A 13830-nucleotide genomic window follows, 5' to 3' on the forward strand; every position below is an offset into this window, starting at 1 on the left:
CCGACACTGGTCCGGGTGGCGAGGACATCGCCTGAAGAGGAGCGCGCTCCTGCGAGCGCCACGCGGGTATCGGCACATGCGGTCCATCATTTCAGCCGGCGTCCTGGCGGCGCTTGCCAGCACGGCGATCCTCGGCAACGCCTTGGCCCAGGCCGTTTCTCCGGCCCCGGCTGCGGCCGTTTCCGCCGCTCCGGCCGCGCTCGCGGCGCCCACCCCCGCCGCCCTGGCCGCCCCGCCCCAGCCCGAGCCTGCCGCCGCCTGCCCCGGCAATCCGGACGCCTTGGGCGTGTCGCGGGTGATCGCGGTGGACCCCAGGACCAGCCCCTTCCTCGGCCGCTTGCAATACAAGCAGACCCTGCCTTTGGAGAAGGGCGAGGTGGTGCTGACGTTCGACGACGGCCCCCTGCCCCCCATGACCAACCGGGTGCTGGAGGCCCTCGCCCATGAGTGCGTGAAGGCCACTTTCTTCAGCGTCGGCCGCATGGCGAACGCCTATCCGCACGTGATCCAGAAGGTGCTGGCGGAAGGCCACACCATCGGCACCCACAGCCAGACCCATCCGCTGATCTTCCCCAAGCTCACCCAGCAGGCGGGCGTGCAGGAGATCGAGCAGGGCTTCGCCTCGGTGAAGGCCGCCCTCGCCCCTGTGGGCGGCGCGCCCAACCCGTGGTTCCGCTTTCCCGGCCTCGGCCGCACCAAATTCTATGAGGCCTACACCCAGGAGCACGGCATCGCCGTGTTCAGCGTCGATGCCGTGGCCGACGACTGGATGCACCTGAAGCCGGAAGAGGTGGAGAAGCGCGCCCTGGAGCGGCTGATCGCCAATGGCGGCGGCATCCTGCTGCTGCACGACATCCAGCCCTCCACCGCGGTGATGCTGCCGAACCTGCTGCGCGACCTGAAGGCCAACGGCCTCAGGATCGTCCATGTGGTGCCGGCCCAGCCGGGCATGATCGCCAGCCTGCCGAACGCCGGGCCGTCCGGCCACAAGCCGGCGGCGACGGCCGCTGCCGCCCCCGATGCGTCGGCCGGCACCGCCGCCGCGCCATCGGCCGTTCCGCCGGCCAAGCCCGTCACCGCAACGGCCAAGCCCGCCAAGCCGGCCGTGAAGCCGGCGGTCACCAGCGCTCCGCTTCCGGCCGTCGAGCAGGCCCAGGTGGGCGCGCCGCAGCAGATCTCGCCTCCGGCGCAGGCCGATTCGAACGCCTCTTCGCGTGGCGTCACCGACCCGGCCGACACGCCGTTCAGCCTGTTCTGGCCGCGCCTGTGGACCGATGCCCTGCCCAAGGGCTTGCGCTGATCCGCACGGCCCGCCTGTCGAAAGCGCCGGTTCGCCGGCGCTTTTTTTATGGCCTGGCGGCGAGGTTGGCGGCCGGATGGGCCTGAAACGAAACAGGCGGCCCGAAGGCCGCCTGTTTCGTTTCAGGCTCCCGTCGCCGGGGCCTGAACATCTCCTGGTGCGGTCAAGAGGACTCGAACCTCCACGGGTCTCCCCACTACCACCTCAAGGTAGCGCGTCTACCAATTCCGCCATGACCGCAGTCAGGGATGTCTCCGGTGCCGCAAGCCGCGAAAGGCTGTCGGGCGCCGGGGGCCATCGTCTAGCAAATCGAATCCCGCGCCACAAGGGCTCACAGTCGGCTTAAGACAGTTCTATATGAGGGCCTGTGGACGGCACCTCCGCCGCCCGAGACGATTTGGCCCCATGAACGTTCAGTCCCGACCGCGCTCCACCCTCACCACCGCCTTCCTGCCCCGCGATCCCGCCGCCCCGCCGGTGGAATGGACCGTGAGCGACACGCCCGTCCTCTATCCCGACGCGGTCGCGGCCATGGAGGCGCGCGTCGCCGCCATCGCCGCCGGCACGGCGGATGAGCAGGTCTGGCTGGTGGAGCATCCCCCGCTCTACACCGCAGGCACCAGCGCGCGGCGCGAGGACCTGATCGACGAACGCTTCCCGGTGTTCGAAAGCGGGCGCGGCGGCCAGTTCACCTATCACGGCCCCGGCCAGCGGGTGGCCTATGTGATGCTGGACCTGAAGCGCCGCGACCCAGACCTGCGGCGCTACGTGGGGGCGCTGGAAGCCTGGCTGATCGCGACGCTTTCCGCCTTCAACATCACCGGCGAGCGCCGGGAGGACCGGGTCGGCGTATGGGTGCCGCGCGGCGGCGGCGCCGAGGACAAGATCGCGGCCATCGGCATCCGCGTGCGCCAGTGGGTGAGCTTCCACGGCATCTCGCTGAACGTGGACCCGGACCTGTCCCACTTCGGCGGCATCGTGCCCTGCGGCGTGCGCGAGCACGGCGTGACCAGCTTCACCGACCTCGGGCTGCTGGTCTCCATGCCCGAGGTGGACAGCGTGCTGCGGGTCGCTTTCGAGGAAATCTTCGGGCCGACCCGGCTCGCCTGAGCGCAGACGAAAACGCCGGCCGCGAAGGCCGGCGTTCGGTTCATCAGTTGGTGCGCGCCGGGCTCAGATGCCCAGCTTGCGCTTCAGGATGTCGTTCAGCGCCTGCGGGTTGGCCTTGCCGCCCGATGCCTTCATCGCCTGGCCGACGAACCAGCCCAGCATGGTCGGCTTGGCCAGGACCTGGGCCACCTTGTCCGGGTTGGCGGCGATGATCTCGTCCACCACCTTCTCGATGGCGCCGGTGTCCGTCACCTGCTTGAGGCCGCGCTCCTCCACCAGGACGCGCGGATCGCCGCCCTCGGTATAGACGATCTCGAACAGGTCCTTGGCGATCTTGGACGAGATGACGCCTTCCGCCATCAGGTCGACGATCGCCGCGACCTGCGCCGGGGCGACCGGCGAGGTGGTGACGTCCTTGCCGTCCTTGTTCAGGCGGCCGAACAGCTCGTTGATGACGAAGTTGGCGGCGGCCTTGCCATCGCGGCCCTTGGCCACCTGCTCGAAATAGTCCGCCGTGTCGCGCTCGGCCACCAGCACGCTGGCGTCATAGGGGCTGAGCCCATAGTCGGCGATGAAGCGGGCCTTCTTCTCGTCCGGCAGTTCAGGCAGATGCCCTTTCAGGCCCTCGACGAAATCGGCGTGCAGCACGAGGGGCAGCAGGTCAGGATCGGGAAAATAGCGATAGTCATGCGCTTCTTCCTTGGAGCGCATGGAGCGCGTCTCGCCCTTGCCGGGATCGAACAGGCGGGTTTCCTGATCGATGACGCCGCCGTCCTCCAGGATCTCGATCTGGCGCCGGGCCTCCACCTCGATGGACTGGCCGATGAAGCGGATGGAATTGACGTTCTTGATCTCGCAGCGGGTGCCCAGCGGCTCGCCGGGGCGGCGCACGGAGACGTTGACGTCGGCGCGCAGGTTGCCCTTCTCCATGTCTCCGTCGCAGGTGCCGAGATAGCGCAGGATGGAGCGCAGCTTGGTCACGTAGGCGCGCGCCTCTTCCGACGAGCGCAGGTCGGGCCGGGAGACGATCTCCATCAGCGCCACGCCGGAACGGTTGAGGTCGACGAAGCTGAGCGAGGGCGACAGATCGTGGATGGACTTGCCGGCGTCCTGCTCCAGGTGCAGGCGCTCGATGCCGACGACGAAGCTCTCGCCGTCCAGCAGGTCCACGATCACCTCGCCCTCGCCCACGATGGGGCTCTTGAACTGGCTGATCTGGTAGCCCTGCGGCAGGTCGGGGTAGAAATAGTTCTTCCGGTCGAAGGTGGAGCGCAGGTTGATCTGCGCCTTCAGGCCGAGCCCGGTGCGCACCGCCTGGGCCACGCACTCCCGGTTGATCACCGGCAGCATGCCCGGCATGGCCGCGTCCACCAGCGAGACATGGTCGTTCGGCGGCCCGCCGAAGGCCGTGGAGGCGCCGGAGAACAGCTTGGCGTTGGACGAGACCTGGGCGTGGATCTCCATGCCGATCACCACCTCCCAGTCGCCGGTGGCGCCCCGGATGAGCTTCTTGGCGTCGGTCGGCCGCACGTGAACCGTCATCGCTGTCCCTGCAAAGTCCCGCGGCGCGAGCCGCTTGTGTTGTCCCTACTCCCGCGAGGCGCGCCCGTGCAACTGGAACGGGCGCAAGGCCGGCGCGGCCCGAAGGCTCAGCCGAGCCGCGCGTCCTCATACTCGATGGTCCACTGGATGAGGAAGCGCCAGAGCGCCTCCACCAGATCCGCCGGCACCTCAGAGGAGACCGCCCGCTCGCGCACGCGGGCCACCACGTCCTCTACCCGGTCGGGCAGCAAAGCGGGAAGGCCCGCCTCCTTCTTGATGGCGAGCACCCGCTCCACCACCGCGAGGCGGGCGGCCAGCAGGTCCACCATCTGCGCGTCGATGGCATCGATCTCCACGCGCGCCTCCTTCAGGAGGCGGCGCGCGGCCTCCTCGTGCTCGGCGCTCACTCCACCCACCAGGTGTCTTCCACCGGGAAGCGTCCGGCGGCATCCTCGATCACCTGCGCGAGCGAGAACAGCGTCTCCTCCTCGAACGGGCGGCCGATGAGCTGGAGGCCCAGCGGCAGGTTCTTGCAGGAGAAGCCGGCCGGCACCGAGATGCCCGGCAGGCCGGCCAGGTTCACCGTCACCGTGAAGATGTCCTGGAGATACATCTCCACCGGGTCGGCATGGCTCTTCTCACCGATGCCGAAGGCCGGCGACGGGGTGGCCGGAGCCAGCACCGCGTCCACGCCGAGCGCGAACACGTCGTCGAAGTCGCGCTTGATGAGGGTGCGCACCTTCTGCGCCTTCACGTAATAGGCGTCGTAATAGCCGGCGGAGAGCACATAGGTGCCGATCATGATGCGGCGCCGCACCTCCGGGCCGAAGCCGGTGGCGCGGGTGCGCTCATACATCTCCTGCACGTCGCGGCCCGGCACGCGCAGGCCGTAGCGCACGCCGTCATAGCGGGCGAGGTTGGACGAGGCTTCGGCGGGGGCCACGATGTAATAGGCCGGCAGCGCGTATTTGGTGTGCGGCAGCGAGATGTCGACCACCTCGGCGCCGGCGTCGCGCAGCCACTGGGCGCCCTCTTCCCACATGCCGGCGATCTCGGGGTCGAGACCTTCGACGCGGTATTCGCGCGGGATGCCGATGCGCTTGCCCTTCACCGAGGCGCCGACGGCATCCTCATAGTCCGGCACCGCCCGGTTGACGCTGGTGGAATCCTTCGGATCGTAGCCCGCCATGGAGCGCAGCAGGATCGCCGCATCGTTCACCGTGCGGGCGAACGGGCCGGCCTGATCGAGCGAGGAGGCATAGGCGATGATGCCGAAGCGCGAGCAGCGCCCGTAGGTGGGCTTGATGCCGACCGTGCCGGTGAAGGCGGCGGGCTGGCGGATGGAGCCGCCGGTGTCCGTGCCGGTCGCGCCCGCGCACAGATAGGCCGCCACCGCCGCAGCCGAGCCGCCGGACGAGCCGCCGGGCACGATGGGTGCCTTGTCGTTCTCGCGCCTCCAGGGCGACACCACGGGGCCGAAGGCGGAGGTCTCGTTCGACGAGCCCATGGCGAACTCGTCATTGTTCAATTTGCCGAGCATCACCGCGCCCTCGCGCCAGAGCTGCGCGGTCACGGTCGATTCGTAGGGCGGCACGAAGTTGCCCAGGATCTTGGAGCCGGCGGTGGTGCGTACGCCCTCGGTGCAGAACATGTCCTTCACGCCGATGGGCAGGCCCTCGAGCTTGCCGGCATCGCCCGAGGCGATGCGCTTGTCGCTCTCCGCCGCCATGGCGAGCGCCTTGTCGGCGGTCTCCAGCACATAGGCGTTGAGGGTGCGCGCCTCGGCCATGGCCGAAACATAGGCCTCGGTGAGTTCCACGGCGGTGAACTCGCCGGTGGCGAGGCCCTCGCGCGCCTCGGTGAGGGTGAGCTGATTGAGCGCGGTCATTCCACCACCTTCGGCACCGTGAAGAAGCCGCCCTCGGATTCGGGCGCGTTGGCGAGGATCTTTTCCGGATAATGGCCGTCGCTGACCACATCCTCGCGCATGGGCAGTTCCATGGGGATGACGCCGGTCATGGGCTCCACATTGGCCACGTCCAGATCGGCCAATTGCTCCACGAAGGCGAGGATGGCGTTCAATTCGCCCTTCAGCGGCTCCAGCTCTTCCTCGCTCACCGCGACGCGCGCCAGATGCGCCACGCGGCGGACGGTCGCCTGATCGACAGACATGACATGCTCCTTAACGCTCCGGCCGCTATAGCAAGCGCGTTCCGCCGGTGAAAGCCTTCTGACGGCGCGCCGGGCAAGGATGCACCGCGCGCCCCTTCGGCAGGATGCCTCAGCCGGCGCGCACCGCTTCCAGGAACACCGGCCCATAGCGCTCAAGCTTGGCCTCGCCGACGCCCGAGACGTCGCCCAGCGCCGCCAGCGAGCGCGGCCGCACGCGGACGATCTCCATCAGCGTCGCATCGTGGAAGATCACATAGGGCGGCACGCTCTGGGCACGGGCCAGTTCCAGGCGCAGGGCACGGAGCTTCTGGTAGAGCTGCTCGTCGTCCGGCGAGCCGAGCACCGGCTTCGCGCTGCGCGCGCCGCCCGAGGCGCGGGCCGGGCGCACGCGCTTTTCCACCTTCAGCTGAACGGCGCGTTCGCCGCGCAGCACCGGGCGACACTCGTCGGACAGGCTGAGGCCGCCATGTCCCTCCACGTCCACCTTCAGCAGGCCGAGCGCGACCACCTGGCGCACCACCGCCCGCCACTCGTCGCGGGACAGGTCCGTGCCGATGCCGAAGGTGGAGAGCTGGTCGTGGCTCAGCTTGCTCACCCGCTCCGTGCTCACGCCCAGCAGCACGTCGATGACATGGCCGGCACCGAAGCGCTGTTCCGTGCGGTAGACGCAGGACAGGAGCTTCTGCACAACCTGCGTGCCGTCGAACGTCTTCACCGGCTCCAGGCAGGTGTCGCAATTGCCGCACGGCTCGGGCAGCGTCTCCTCGAAATAGGACAGCAGCACCTGGCGGCGGCAGCTCGCCGTCTCGCACAGGCCGAGCAGCGCATCGAGCTTCTGCCGCTCCACCCGCTTCCTGGCGTCGGGGGCGTCGGAGGCTTCCACGAACTGGATCAGCTTGGCCACGTCCTCGACGCCGTAGAGCAGCATCGCTTCCGAGGGCAGGCCGTCACGGCCGGCGCGGCCGGTCTCCTGGTAATAGGCCTCGATGCTTTTCGGCAAGTCGAGATGCACAACGAAGCGCACGTCCGGCTTGTCGATGCCCATGCCGAAGGCGATGGTCGCCACCATGACCACGCCTTCCTCCTTGAGGAAGCGGTCCTGGTGGCGGGCACGGGTCTCCGCGTCGAGCCCGGCATGGTAGGGCAGCGCAAGGCGGCCCTCGTCCACCAGCGCCTGCGCGGTCTGCTCCACCTTGGCGCGGCTCATGCAATAGATGATGCCCGCCTCGTCCTCGTGCTCCTCCAGGAAGGCGCGCAACTGCGCCTTGGGGTTGGCCTTCGGGGCGATGCGGTAGCGGATGTTCGGCCGGTCGAAGCTGGACAGGAAGACGCGGCCGTTCTCCAGCCCCAACCGCTCCACGATCTCGCGCCGGGTCGGACCGTCGGCGGTGGCGGTCAGCGCGATGCGCGGCACCGAGGGGAAGCGTTCGTGCAGCAGCGTGAGCTGGCGGTATTCGGGGCGGAAGTCGTGCCCCCATTGCGAGACGCAGTGCGCCTCGTCGATGGCGAACAGCGCGATGCGCGCGCCCTGCATCAGGGTCAGGAAGCTGTCGGTCAGCAGCCGTTCCGGCGCCACGTAGAGCAGGTCGAGCTCGCCCATGGCGAAGGCCCGCTCCACCTGCCGGGCCTCGCCGGGGCCGAGCGCGGAATTGAGCGCCGCCGCCTTCACGCCCAATTGGCGCAGCGCCTGCACCTGGTCGTGCATCAAGGCGATCAACGGAGAGACGATGATGCCGGTGCCGGCCCGCACCAGCGAGGGCACCTGGTAGCACAGCGACTTGCCGCCGCCGGTGGGCATCAGCACCAAAGCGTCGCCGCCGGAGACGACGTGATCGACGATCTCCGCCTGGCGTCCCCGGAAGCTGTCATAGCCGAAGACGTGGCGCAGCACGTCCTTGGGGTCCGTGGGCGACTCGAGCGGCTGAACGGCGGGCATGGGTCCCTTATACTCCCGCGAGGCGCGCGGGCAACGCGGCCCGTGCGCCCTGCGGTGCCCGCAGGCCTCAGACCTCGAAGCTCTCCCCGCTTTTCGGCACCTCGATCTTGACCGGGTGCCCCTCAAGCGCCGCCACGAAGCCGGACGCATCGGGCACCAGCAGCGGGAAGGTGGCATAGTGGCAGGGCGCCACGACCTCCACATTGAGGAAGCGCCGCACCGCCAGCGCGGCCACCTCGGGCCCCATGGTGAAGCGGTCGCCGATCGGCACCAGCGCCACCTTCGGCTGGTGGATCTCGCAGATCAGCGCCATGTCGGAGAAGATGTCGGTGTCGCCCAGGTGCCAGACCGCCGCCTCGCCCTTCGCCTTGACGATCAGCCCCGTGGGATTGCCGAGATAGGCCGCCGGCGCGCCATCGCCGCCGGAAGAATGATCCGCCCGCACCATGGTGACGGTGAAGCCGTCCAGCGCGACGGTGCCGCCGGTGTTCATCATCTCGAAGACCGACAGGCCCTGGCCGCCGAGGAAATTGCAGATTTCCGGATTGGCGACGACCGTGATCTTGCGCCCCTCCGCCTCGGCCGCCTTCACCAGAGCGACCGTGTCGCCGATATGGTCGGAATGCCCGTGGGTGAGCAGGACGAAGCCCACCCCCTTGGCGACCGCCGCCACATCGCCGTGGAAGGAAGGGTTGCCGGTCAGGAAAGGATCGATCAGCACGGCCGTGCCGGCGAAGTCGAGGCGGAAGGCGGCATGTCCGAGCCAGGTGATCTTCATGGGAGGAAGCCCTTTTGCGGTGTACGGAAGCGTCGATAGGGAGCGTTCGGCGCGGAGTATCGGGGAAGGCTCGCCCGCCCGCAACGCGGCCACCTGCCGGCCTTCTCCCTTCGCCCGGAAGCGCGGCGCCGGTGGCTTTGCGCCGCGAAGGCTGCTTAAGGTGCGCGCATGAGCGAAGATGCCTCCCCTCCCCCGCCGCCCGAGAGCGCACCCGTTGCGCCGCTGGCGGAGATCGCCGATCTGCTGCCGCCGCGCGGCGCGATCCTGGGGCTCGACCTCGGCACCAAGACCATCGGGGTCGCCAGTTGCGACCCCGACCGTCGGCTGGCGACCATCGTCGAGACCATCCAGCGCTCGAAATTCACCCCCGATGCCGCGCGCCTCATCGCATTGGCGGACGAGCGCAAGGCGGTGGCCTTCGTGCTCGGCCTGCCGCTGAACATGGACGGCTCGGAAGGCCCCCGCGTCCAGGCGAGCCGGGCTTTCGCGCGCAATTTCGCCAGGCTGTCGGGCCGCCCCATCGCCTTCTGGGACGAGCGGCTGTCCACGGTGGCGGTGGAGCGGGCGCTGATCTCGGCGGACATGAGCCGGGCCAAGCGCGCGACCGTGATCGACCAGCACGCCGCCGCCTTCATCCTCCAGGGCGCCATCGATTTCCTGAACCGGCGCCGCGCCTGAGGCCATCGGCCGGCGGCCGAAGCCTGCTTGGCATCGGTCGCGGGGCCGATGGGATGGGCCTCAGATCAGGGCGACGAGGCCGCCGCGCTGGCGCTCCAGGCGCCCGGCCAGTTCCAGTTCCAGCAGCACCACCTGCACCTCGGCCGCGCTCGCCCCGGCCAGCCGCACCAGATCGTCCAGCGACGTGGGCACCGGGGACAGCAGCTCCAGGATGCGGGCGCGCACGCTGTCGTCCGGCCCCGCGCCGCCTTCCCGCGGCGGGGCCGGCGCCTCCACCCGCCCCTCGCCGTCGTCAGGCAACGGCCGTTCCAGCAGCGGCCTGAGTGCCTCGATCACGTCTTCGGCGCCGGTCACCAGGGTGGCGCCGGACTTCAGCAGCCGGTTGGTGCCGCCCGCGCGCGGATCGAGCGGCGAACCGGGGATGGCGAATACCTCCCGCCCCTGCTCCGCCGCCAGCCGCGCGGTGATCAGCGAGCCGGAGCGTTCCGCCGCCTCCACCACCAGCACGCCCAGCGCCATGCCCGAAACCAGCCGGTTGCGGCGGGGAAAGTCCCGCGCCCGCGCCTCCCAGGCCAGCGGCATCTCGGACACCACGGCGCCGCTCGCCGCCACCTGCTCGATGAGCGGGATGTTCTCCGCCGGATAGGGCCGCGCCAGGCCGCCGGCGAACACGCCGATGGTGCCGCCCGTCAGGCTGGCCTCGTGCGCCGCCGTATCGATGCCCCGCGCGAGGCCAGAGACCACGACGAAGCCGGCCGCCGCCAGATCCCGCGCGAACCGTGCCGCGAGGGTGCGCCCGGCCGCGGACGCGTTACGCGCGCCGACGATCGCCACCTTCGGCGCGGTAAGCACGGCGTCGAGCCCGCGCACGGACAGCACCGGCGGGGCATCGTCCAGCACCCGCAAAGCCGGGGGATAGGCAGCATCGCCCAGCAGCACCAGCCGGCCGCCGAGGCGCTCCAGCGTGTCCAGTTCCTGCCCGGCTTCATCGATGGAGGGGATGCGCGGGGGCACCAGCCTTCCGCCCCGGCGCGCGAGATGCGGCAAGGCGTCGAGCGCGGCCGCCGCGCCGCCGAACTGGTTCACCAGGACCCGGAAGGTGCGCGGGCCGACATTCTCGGTCCGGATGAGCCGCAGCCAGTCGAGACGCTGCGCCCTGGAGAGGCGCGTCCCGCTGCCGGTCATCCGGCCCCCGGTCATCCCTTGGCGCCGATCTTGGTCTCGGTCCCCGAGACGAGGCGGGCGATGTTGGCGTGGTGCTTGGCCCAGAGCAGCAGCGCGAGAAGGGCCATCAGCACGCCCACCCTCGGCTGGCCGAGCAGCGCCGCCGCCAGCGGCGTGGTGACGGCGGCGGTCAGCGCCGCCAGCGAGGAATAGCGGAACAGATAGGCCATGCCGAGCCAAGTGACCGCGAACACCAGGGTGGACGGCCAGAACAGGCCGAGGCTGATGCCGAGGAAGGTAGCGACGCCCTTCCCGCCATTGAACTTCAGCCACACCGGCAGCAGATGGCCGAGGAAGGCGCCGAGCCCCGCTGCAAGCGCCGCGTCCGGTCCCCAGAGCCAGCCGGCCAAGAGCACCGCCACCGTCCCCTTCAGGGCATCGCCCAGCAGCGTCGCGGCGGCAAGGTCCTTGCGGCCGGTGCGCAGCACGTTGGTGGCGCCGATGTTGCCGGAGCCGATGGTGCGGATGTCCGTGGTCCCGGCGAGGCGGGTGATGAGGATGCCGAACGGGATCGAGCCCGCAAGATAGCCGAGCGCGAGCGCGGCCAGCGTGAGGCCGAGGGGAAGCTGCCACACAAGCACGGAGGACGCCGGCATTCAGGTCTCGTCACTGGCGGGAGGGCGATGCGGCGGGCGCCGCATGCCTCCCAGGATTTCAAACGTATTCGTACACCGTGCGCCCGGCAACGATGGTGCGCAGCACCCGCCCCTGCAGGCGCGCGCCGTCGAATGGCGTATTGCGCGAGCGCGACTTGAGAAGGGCCGGGTCGAGCACCCAGGGCATCTCCGCGTCGAACACGATGATGTCCGCCGGCGCCCCCGGCCGCAGCGTGCCGGCGCGCAGGCCCAGCAATTCGGCCGGGCGGGTGGACAAGGCGTGCAGCACGTTCACCAGGTCCACGTCGCCCGAATGCACCAGGCGCAGGCCCGCGCTGAGCAGGGTTTCGAGGCCGATAGCACCGGCCTCGGCTTCCGCGAACGGCAGGCGCTTCACCTCCACATCCTGCGGATTGTGGTCCGACACCACCACGTCGATCAGGCCCGAGGCCAGCGCCTGGATAAGCGCGGCGCGATCCTCCTCCGCCCGCAGCGGCGGGGACACCTTGAAGAAGGTGCGGTACTCGCCGACGTCCAGCTCATTGAAGCTCAGGTGGTTGATGGACACCGAGCAAGTGACCGGCAGGCCGGCTTCCTTGGCACGGGCCAGCACCTCCAGCGATTCGCGGCAGGTCAGCGAGGCGGCGTGGTAGCGCCCGCGCACGCCGTCCACGAGACGCAGGTCGCGCTCCAGCACGATGGTCTCGGCCGCCTTGGGAATGCCCGACAGGCCGAGGCGGGAGGCGAACAGCCCCTCGTTCATGGCCCCGCCCGACATGGTAGCGTCTTCCGTGTGGTGGACGATCAGCGCGTCGAAGTCGCGGGCGTAGGTAAGCGCGCGGCGCAGCACCTGGGCGGAGGCGAGCGAGCGGGCGCCGTCGGTGAAGGCCACGGCCCCCGAGGCCTGGAGCAGGCCGATCTCGGTCATCTCCTCGCCATGCAGGCCCTTGGTGAGCGCCGCCATGGGGTGGACACGCACCACGGCGGTATCGCGGGCGCGGCGCAGGATGAAGTCGACGATGGCCGGATCGTCCACGATCGGGTCGGTATCCGGCTGGCAGACGATGGTGGTGACGCCGCCCGCCGCCGCCGCATGGCTGGCGGAGGCAAGCGTCTCGCGGTGCTCGGCGCCGGGCTCGCCGACGAAGGCACGCATGTCCACGAGGCCGGGGGCGATGACGGCGCCGCGGCAGTCCACCACTTCCGCGCCATCGGGCACGCCTGCGGCGGCGATGCCGAAGGCGGCGTCCTTGATGACGCCCTGGGCCAGCAGCACGTCGCCATGGAAATCCGCCCCGCGCGAGGGATCGACGATGCGGGCGTTGGCGAGCAGGAGGGGGTGCGGTTCGGTCATGATCGGTCCCCTCACGCGTTCGGCAGCTTGCGCGCCAGCGCGTCGAGCACCGCCATGCGCACGGCGACGCCCATTTCCACCTGCTCGCGGATCAGCGACTGCGCCCCATCCGCCACGGCCGAATCGATCTCGACGCCCCGGTTCATCGGCCCGGGGTGCATGACCAGCGCGTCGGGCTTGGCCCGCTTCAGCTTGGCTTCGTCGAGGCCGTAATAATGGAAATATTCCTTCACCGAAGGGATGAAGGAACCCGCCATGCGCTCGCGCTGGAGGCGCAGCATCATCACGATGTCCGCATCCTTCAGCCCGCTCTCCATGGTGCGGTGGACCTCCACGCCGAAGCGCTCGATGCCGGTGGGCAGCAAGGTGGAAGGCGCCACCACCCGCACCTGCGCGCCCAGCGTATGCAGCAGCAGGATGTTGGAGCGGGCGACGCGGGAATGCAGGACATCGCCGCACACCGCCACCACGAGCCCGGTGATGCGGCCCTTGTTGCGGCGGATGGTGAGGGCATCGAGCAGCGCCTGGGTGGGATGCTCGTGGGCGCCGTCGCCGGCATTGACCACGCAGCAGTCCACCTTGCGCGCCAGCAACGCCACGGCGCCGGAGGCGTGATGGCGCACCACCAGGATGTCCGGGTGCATGGCATTCAGCGTCATCGCCGTGTCGATGAGGGTCTCGCCCTTCTTCAGCGACGAGGTGCTGACCGACATGTTCATCACGTCGGCGCCGAGGCGCTTGCCGGCGATCTCGAAGGACGACTGCGTGCGCGTCGAGGCTTCGAAGAACAGGTTGATCTGGGTTCGGCCGCGCAGCGTGGTGCGCTTCTTCTCGATCTGCCGGTTGAGGACGACGAATTCCTCGGCCAGATCCAGGAGGCCGACGATTTCCGGTGCGGAAAGCCCTTCGATGCCGATCAGGTCACGGCGCTCGAGGGTGAAGGCGGAGGCTTCGTTCATGGCAGGCCGGAGCCTTAGCGAGACTCGCCCTACGGAGCAAGCGTGCGATAGGGACGCGGCCCGCGCCCGCGTCTTGCTTCCGCCTCAAAGGCCGCGGCGGGCCCGATGTCGCCATTTTGGTTTCCAAGTAGACACAAGTTCGACTTGGTTCGTTCAGTCCGCATTCAGCGCAGGAACCGAG

General features: G+C 69.6%; 13 protein-coding genes and 1 tRNA gene. 3 read left to right on the plus strand and 11 right to left on the minus strand.

The features are described 5' to 3' along the window. Positions 1–76 precede the first annotated feature (76 nt). Positions 77–1300 (plus strand): polysaccharide deacetylase family protein, encoded by a 1224-nt coding sequence (locus tag YU1_RS31995; protein WP_051356840.1) that lies wholly within the window; start codon positions 77–79, stop codon positions 1298–1300. A 155-nt stretch (positions 1301–1455) separates the two neighbouring features. On the opposite strand, the gene YU1_RS0113420 is transcribed toward YU1_RS31995, so the two are convergent. Beyond that, a tRNA-Leu gene (locus YU1_RS0113420) sits at positions 1456–1540 on the minus strand. Between the two features lie 165 nt (positions 1541–1705). On the opposite strand from YU1_RS0113420, the gene lipB reads away from it, so the two are divergent. After that, the gene (gene lipB / locus YU1_RS0113425) at positions 1706–2410 is read left to right on the plus strand and encodes a lipoyl(octanoyl) transferase LipB (RefSeq protein WP_029004519.1); all 705 of its coding nucleotides are present in this window, start codon (positions 1706–1708) and stop codon (positions 2408–2410) included. Between the two features lie 63 nt (positions 2411–2473). On the opposite strand, the gene gatB is transcribed toward lipB, so the two are convergent. The 6 genes from gatB to YU1_RS0113455 form a co-directional block, all read right to left on the minus strand. After that, positions 2474–3952: an Asp-tRNA(Asn)/Glu-tRNA(Gln) amidotransferase subunit GatB gene (gene gatB / locus YU1_RS0113430; protein WP_029004520.1), complete on the minus strand. Its 1479-nt coding sequence runs from the start codon at positions 3950–3952 to the stop codon at positions 2474–2476. Between the two features lie 107 nt (positions 3953–4059). Next, positions 4060–4368, minus strand: a complete 309-nt coding sequence (locus YU1_RS0113435) for a chorismate mutase (RefSeq protein ID WP_342446995.1) — start codon at positions 4366–4368, stop codon at positions 4060–4062. Then, entirely contained in the window at positions 4356–5840 is a 1485-nt protein-coding gene (gene gatA / locus YU1_RS0113440; RefSeq protein ID WP_029004522.1) for an Asp-tRNA(Asn)/Glu-tRNA(Gln) amidotransferase subunit GatA, read from the minus strand. Before gatA ends, YU1_RS0113435 begins: the two co-directional genes overlap by 13 nt. After that, positions 5837–6124, minus strand: a complete 288-nt coding sequence (gatC, locus tag YU1_RS0113445; protein ID WP_029004523.1) for an Asp-tRNA(Asn)/Glu-tRNA(Gln) amidotransferase subunit GatC — start codon at positions 6122–6124, stop codon at positions 5837–5839. The genes gatA and gatC overlap by 4 nt, the downstream gene beginning before the upstream one ends. Positions 6125–6233: 109 nt before the next feature. Beyond that, positions 6234–8060 (minus strand): DNA helicase RecQ, encoded by a 1827-nt coding sequence (gene recQ, locus YU1_RS0113450; RefSeq protein ID WP_029004524.1) that lies wholly within the window; start codon positions 8058–8060, stop codon positions 6234–6236. A gap of 67 nt (positions 8061–8127) precedes the next feature. Next, positions 8128–8838 carry a metal-dependent hydrolase gene (locus YU1_RS0113455; RefSeq protein WP_029004525.1) on the minus strand — a complete coding sequence of 237 codons (711 nt, stop codon included), beginning with the start codon at positions 8836–8838 and terminating at the stop codon, positions 8128–8130. A 168-nt stretch (positions 8839–9006) separates the two neighbouring features. Here YU1_RS0113455 and ruvX point away from each other — a divergent pair, with 168 nt between their 5' ends. Beyond that, positions 9007–9516, plus strand: coding sequence for a Holliday junction resolvase RuvX (ruvX, locus tag YU1_RS0113460; protein ID WP_051356841.1), 510 nt, complete (start codon positions 9007–9009; stop codon positions 9514–9516). A gap of 60 nt (positions 9517–9576) precedes the next feature. Here the strand turns inward: ruvX and dprA are convergent, their stop codons facing one another. From dprA to YU1_RS0113480, 4 genes are read right to left on the minus strand one after another with little or no spacing between them, the layout of a single operon-like run. Further along, the gene (gene dprA, locus YU1_RS0113465) at positions 9577–10701 is read right to left on the minus strand and encodes a DNA-processing protein DprA (RefSeq protein ID WP_029004527.1); all 1125 of its coding nucleotides are present in this window, start codon (positions 10699–10701) and stop codon (positions 9577–9579) included. Positions 10702–10712: 11 nt separating this feature from the next. After that, complete coding sequence (plsY, locus tag YU1_RS0113470) at positions 10713–11336, minus strand: glycerol-3-phosphate 1-O-acyltransferase PlsY (RefSeq protein ID WP_035715337.1); 624 nt, start codon at positions 11334–11336, stop codon at positions 10713–10715. A 58-nt stretch (positions 11337–11394) separates the two neighbouring features. Next, positions 11395–12690, minus strand: a complete 1296-nt coding sequence (locus tag YU1_RS0113475; RefSeq protein ID WP_425339150.1) for a dihydroorotase — start codon at positions 12688–12690, stop codon at positions 11395–11397. 11 nt (positions 12691–12701) lie between these two features. Further along, a complete protein-coding gene (locus tag YU1_RS0113480; protein WP_029004530.1) occupies positions 12702–13649 on the minus strand; it encodes an aspartate carbamoyltransferase catalytic subunit in 948 nt (315 codons plus the stop codon). Positions 13650–13830 lie beyond the last annotated feature (181 nt).

Source organism: Azorhizobium doebereinerae UFLA1-100 (assembly GCF_000473085.1).
GTDB lineage: Bacteria > Pseudomonadota > Alphaproteobacteria > Rhizobiales > Xanthobacteraceae > Azorhizobium > Azorhizobium doebereinerae.

Coding starts and splice junctions, on each gene's coding strand:
- YU1_RS31995 (WP_051356840.1), top strand. CDS start 77: ATGCGGTCCATCATTTCAGCCGGCGTCCTGGCGGCGCTTGCCAGCACG.
- lipB (WP_029004519.1), top strand. CDS start 1,706: ATGAACGTTCAGTCCCGACCGCGCTCCACCCTCACCACCGCCTTCCTG.
- gatB (WP_029004520.1), bottom strand. CDS start 3,952: ATGACGGTTCACGTGCGGCCGACCGACGCCAAGAAGCTCATCCGGGGC.
- gatA (WP_029004522.1), bottom strand. CDS start 5,840: ATGACCGCGCTCAATCAGCTCACCCTCACCGAGGCGCGCGAGGGCCTC.
- gatC (WP_029004523.1), bottom strand. CDS start 6,124: ATGTCTGTCGATCAGGCGACCGTCCGCCGCGTGGCGCATCTGGCGCGC.
- recQ (WP_029004524.1), bottom strand. CDS start 8,060: ATGCCCGCCGTTCAGCCGCTCGAGTCGCCCACGGACCCCAAGGACGTG.
- YU1_RS0113455 (WP_029004525.1), bottom strand. CDS start 8,838: ATGAAGATCACCTGGCTCGGACATGCCGCCTTCCGCCTCGACTTCGCC.
- ruvX (WP_051356841.1), top strand. CDS start 9,007: ATGAGCGAAGATGCCTCCCCTCCCCCGCCGCCCGAGAGCGCACCCGTT.
- dprA (WP_029004527.1), bottom strand. CDS start 10,701: ATGACCGGCAGCGGGACGCGCCTCTCCAGGGCGCAGCGTCTCGACTGG.
- plsY (WP_035715337.1), bottom strand. CDS start 11,336: ATGCCGGCGTCCTCCGTGCTTGTGTGGCAGCTTCCCCTCGGCCTCACG.
- YU1_RS0113475 (WP_425339150.1), bottom strand. CDS start 12,690: ATGACCGAACCGCACCCCCTCCTGCTCGCCAACGCCCGCATCGTCGAT.
- YU1_RS0113480 (WP_029004530.1), bottom strand. CDS start 13,649: ATGAACGAAGCCTCCGCCTTCACCCTCGAGCGCCGTGACCTGATCGGC.